The organism is Xanthomonas sp. SHU 199 (assembly GCF_000364665.1).
GTDB lineage: Bacteria > Pseudomonadota > Gammaproteobacteria > Xanthomonadales > Xanthomonadaceae > Xanthomonas_A > Xanthomonas_A sontii.
Genome location: NZ_AQOI01000868.1, coordinates 1 through 3,504, shown reverse-complemented (window position 1 = coordinate 3,504; position 3,504 = coordinate 1). Strand labels below are relative to the sequence as shown.

Annotated in this window: 5 protein-coding genes and 1 pseudogene; 5 read left to right on the top strand and 1 reads right to left on the bottom strand. The window is 67.8% G+C overall.

Features of this window, described 5'->3' with window-relative positions; all coding sequences use genetic code 11:
* The 3 genes from D183_RS26060 to D183_RS0123495 all read left to right on the top strand — a co-directional run.
* The coding region (locus tag D183_RS26060; RefSeq protein WP_017911151.1) for a citrate/2-methylcitrate synthase at positions 1-445 on the top strand (445 nt) is incomplete at its 5' end.
* Positions 446-498: 53 nt separating this feature from the next.
* Positions 499-831, top strand: coding sequence for a type II toxin-antitoxin system RelE/ParE family toxin (locus D183_RS26695; RefSeq protein WP_232757345.1), 333 nt, complete (start codon positions 499-501; stop codon positions 829-831).
* A gap of 4 nt (positions 832-835) precedes the next feature.
* Positions 836-1,192 carry an XRE family transcriptional regulator gene (locus tag D183_RS0123495; protein WP_017911148.1) on the top strand — a complete coding sequence of 119 codons (357 nt, stop codon included), beginning with the start codon at positions 836-838 and terminating at the stop codon, positions 1,190-1,192.
* Positions 1,193-1,261: 69 nt separating this feature from the next.
* Here D183_RS0123495 and D183_RS0123490 read toward each other — a convergent pair whose 3' ends face one another.
* Positions 1,262-2,314 carry a DUF6624 domain-containing protein gene (locus D183_RS0123490; protein WP_017911147.1) on the bottom strand — a complete coding sequence of 351 codons (1,053 nt, stop codon included), beginning with the start codon at positions 2,312-2,314 and terminating at the stop codon, positions 1,262-1,264.
* Positions 2,315-2,713: 399 nt separating this feature from the next.
* Between D183_RS0123490 and lexA the strand changes: the two genes are divergently transcribed.
* Positions 2,714-3,322, top strand: a complete 609-nt coding sequence (gene lexA, locus D183_RS0123485; RefSeq protein ID WP_017911146.1) for a transcriptional repressor LexA — start codon at positions 2,714-2,716, stop codon at positions 3,320-3,322.
* Positions 3,322-3,504: pseudogene (locus D183_RS25900) on the top strand (translesion DNA synthesis-associated protein ImuA); the annotation flags it as partial. The gene lexA and the pseudogene D183_RS25900, both read left to right, overlap by 1 nt.

The window sequence follows — 3,504 nt, the reverse complement described above, 5'->3', positions numbered from 1 at the left end:
CGGCGCCACCGCCCGCGCCCATGCCCTGCTGCGCGACGCCCAGGACGCGCCCAGCGCCGCCGCCCTGATCGCCGAACGCTGGCAGCGCGGCGACGACCTGCCCGGCTTCCACCACGCCCTGTACCCCGACGGCGACCCGCGCGCGGCCGAAGTGCTGCGCCTGCTGCGCGAACGCAGCGGCGACAGCGCGCGGATGCAGCACGTGGACGCGGTGATCGCCGCCGCCCAGGACTGCAGCGGCCAGCGCCCGAACATCGACTGCCTACTGGCCGCACTCTGCTTCGTCCACGACCTGCCGTCGGCGCACGCCCTGGTGCTGTTCGCCGCCGCCCGCCAGGCCGGCTGGCTGGCCCACGCCCTGGAGCAGCAGGCCCTGGGCAAGCTGATCCGCCCGCGTGCGCGCTACACCGGGGCGATGCCGGAGGATGGCGCTGGGCGCGGCTGAAAGGGCGGCGAACGCACCTTGCGTATGCACCAACATTGGTACACCATGCCGCCATGGAGACCACACTGGACGTGCGCTTCTACCGTGCCGCATCGGGCGTCGAGCCGGTGCGGGTCTGGCTCAGGGAAGCGGTGTCGGCCGATGCCAGGAAAGCGATCGGCGGCGACATCAAGACGGTGCAGTTGGGATGGCCGCTCGGCATGCCCTTGGTGCGCAAGCTGGACCAGCGCCTGTGGGAAGTGCGCAGCGCGATTCCCGAAGGCATTGCGCGGATTTTTTCACCGGCGTTGGATCGGACATGGTGCTGCTGCACGGCATCGTCAAGAAGTCGGGCAAGACCTCGAGCGCCGATCTCGCCACCGCCAAACGCCGCAGAGACAAGGTGATGCGATGAGCCGCAATCCCCATATCGGGTCCAGCTTCGACAGCTTCCTGGCCGAGGAAGGCATCCTCGAAGACACCGCCGCACTCGCCGCCAAGCGCGTGATCGCCTGGCAGGTCGCCGAAGCGATGAAGTCCGCCAAGCTCACCAAGAGCGCACTGGCCCGGCGCATGAACACCAGTCGCTCGCAACTGGACCGCGTGCTGGATGCCACCGACACCAGCCTCACCCTGGACACGTTGAGCCGTGCCGCCACGGCGCTGGGCTACCGGATCCAGATCGACCTGGTCGCCGTGCAGTCGGGCAGGTCAGTCGGCAAACCGCCAACGGCGAAGGCCAAGACTTCGGCCGGCATCCTGCGCTGACGCAATTGCCACCCTGCGACTCAACGCCTGGCCTCGGACATTGGCACCCGCCAATGACATTGGTCTTGATCAATTGCCTTGCATCGAGCTCAGGTATGCATCGAACGGTTCCATCCCCATGATCTCCCGCCGGCGATCCAGCGATGCCCTGTCCTGGATCGGATACGGCTCGACCTTTCCGCCATCCTCGCTGACCTGAGAGCCGTATATCTGCTCTTTCCCCTGGTACATGCGCAGTCGATCGACCATGAGTGCGTAATCATGGCGAGCCATCTCGCCCCGGAGCATCAGCGGCCGCGCCATTCCGAGCGCCTCCCGTATCAGCTCAGGACTGTGGGAGTGCTGCACCAGGATGTAGAACGCCATGACGCCCTTGCGCCCCACCATTTGCGCGTCGGGAAAGCCGTACTTCTTGAGCACATCCGCAACGAACACCGCGTTCCTGGCATCGTCGGCGTCTGCCGCCTTCGCTTCGGCGGAATCCGCCCCCGTCCCGGCCTCGTCCCACGCTTCCCTCAGCTTCTGGTCCCGCGCGTATCGCTCATCCAGAGAGCGCCTCAGATCGGGATGCGTGATGGGTGGCGGCCGCTGGCACAACGCGGCCCCACCGATCACTTGGTCATAGGGCACGCCGACGGAGATCAGGTCACTCGCAGCCCGAAGATCCACAGCGATGGGCGCAAGCCCCAGGTCATCACGCTCCTCATTCACCGCCATCTCGCTCAAGCCCTCTTGCAGGCGGAGCACTCCGTCCTTCAGTTCGGGGACTGCCCCGTAGGACGGCTTCTTTCCGCTGGAGAGCGCCACGCGGTCAGCCAGTTCGGCATAGCCCTGGGCGTCGACATCATCTCCCACACGCTCGTAGAGCGCGTCCATGAGCCGAGTCTGGAGCTTCCCATCACCGCGCGACGCGAGCACGATCGCCGCCAAGGCATTGACCCCTTCGCAGCCGACCTGGCCTTCGGACGGAATACCGCCATCCAGCACCTTCGCCACTTCGCGCAATTCTTCTGGCCCGAAAGGCCCGACGCTCGCCTTGGCGCGAAAGGCCAGGAGTGTGTCCCGCAGATCCTGCTGAGCGATCCCTGCAGCGTGCCCGGACACCGCCAAGGCGCCGAGCAACACACAACTCCAACCCCTGACCAATCTGCCCATCGCGACGTCACCCCGTGTGCTTGTCAAGACGCTCGTATCGACAGCTTCGGACGCGACACGCCGCCGGGCAAGCGGCAGTACCGGCGGAAGTCGCAGACAACCTGCAACTCCACTCGGTGAACGCAACAATGGCGCCCGGCCGCAGCGGCCAGGCACCATGAGTCTGCCCCAGATGACCATCATGCTCATCGCGGACTCCACCGCAAGCAGTCACGACCAGAAAGGATGCGGCGACGAACGGGCGTCATCCAGACCCGCGGTACCGCCCAAGAACGGCTACCCCGGAAAAACCGACAGCGTCTCCTCCAAAAGCATTCAGCACATCCATTCGCCAAAGGCACCGCCAAAGGTGTACAAATGTACACTATGACCACCCTGTCCCCGCAGCGCGCCGCCATCCTCGCCTACATCCATGCCTGCATCGAGCAGGACGGGCGGCCGCCAAGCCTGGCCGAGATCGCCGAACGCTTCGGCTTCGCCTCGCGCAATGCCGCGCGCAAGCACGTGCAGGCGCTGGTCGAGGCCGGGCTGCTGGCGCAGGTGCCGCAGCAGGCGCGCAGCCTGCGCCCGGCGCAGGCCGGCAGCCGCAGCGAACTGCTGCAGTTGCCGGTGCTGGGCCGGGTCGCCGCCGGTGCGCCGATCGGCGCCGACATCGGCCTGGACCAGCAGTTGCGCCTGGACCGCGCGGTGTTCGCGCTGCGCCCGGACTACCTGCTGCGGGTGCAGGGCGATTCGATGATCGACGACGGCATCCTCGACGGCGACCTGGTCGGGGTGCGCCGCGCCGCCGACGCGCGCAACGGCCAGATCGTGGTGGCGCGGCTGGACGGCGAACTCACCATCAAGCGCTACCGCGCCGATGGCGATGGCATCGCGCTGCTGCCGCGCAATCCCGCCTATGCGCCGATCGTGGTCGCTCCGGGGCAGGATTTCGCCATCGAAGGGCATTACTGCGGCCTGATCCGGCCCGGCTGATGGCCGCCGTCGTCGCCCTCGACCGCCTGCTGGCCGAGCGCCGGGTCTGGCGCGGCCAGCCAACGGCGCTGCCGCCGAGCGCGCAGCCCACCGGGCACGCCGCGCTGGACGCGGTGCTGCCAGCGCGCGGCTGGCCGGAGATGGCGCTGACCGAGTTGCTGCATGCCGCCGACGGCATCGGC

Bases quoted from the DNA above. Each gene is read 5' to 3' on its own strand.
- D183_RS26695 (WP_232757345.1), top strand. From the start codon at position 499: ATGGAGACCACACTGGACGTGCGCTTCTACCGTGCCGCATCGGGCGTC.
- D183_RS0123495 (WP_017911148.1), top strand. From the start codon at position 836: ATGAGCCGCAATCCCCATATCGGGTCCAGCTTCGACAGCTTCCTGGCC.
- lexA (WP_017911146.1), top strand. From the start codon at position 2,714: ATGACCACCCTGTCCCCGCAGCGCGCCGCCATCCTCGCCTACATCCAT.